Source organism: Thiomicrorhabdus cannonii, from assembly GCF_013391695.1.
Lineage (GTDB): Bacteria > Pseudomonadota > Gammaproteobacteria > Thiomicrospirales > Thiomicrospiraceae > Thiomicrorhabdus > Thiomicrorhabdus cannonii.
In genome coordinates, this window is record NZ_JACBGH010000033.1 from 1 (window position 1) to 436 (window position 436).

Annotated in this window: 1 protein-coding gene; it reads right to left on the minus strand. The window is 46.1% G+C overall.

Annotation, left to right across the window (positions count from 1 at the left end; translation table 11 throughout):
- Positions 1–436, minus strand: a 436-nt coding sequence (locus HZ297_RS12220; RefSeq protein WP_246262016.1) for a CatA-like O-acetyltransferase, incomplete at both ends; no start/stop codon positions are given.

Here is a 436-nt window from a genome sequence, read left to right on the forward strand (position 1 = left end):
GTTGTAATTCATTAAGCATTCTGCCGACATGGAAGCCATCACAAACGGCATGATGAACCTGAATCGCCAGCGGCATCAGCACCTTGTCGCCTTGCGTATAATATTTGCCCATAGTGAAAACGGGGGCGAAGAAGTTGTCCATATTGGCCACGTTTAAATCAAAACTGGTGAAACTCACCCAGGGATTGGCTGAGACGAAAAACATATTCTCAATAAACCCTTTAGGGAAATAGGCCAGGTTTTCACCGTAACACGCCACATCTTGCGAATATATGTGTAGAAACTGCCGGAAATCGTCGTGGTATTCACTCCAGAGCGATGAAAACGTTTCAGTTTGCTCATGGAAAACGGTGTAACAAGGGTGAACACTATCCCATATCACCAGCTCACCGTCTTTCATTGCCATACGGAACTCCGGATGAGCATTCATCAGGCG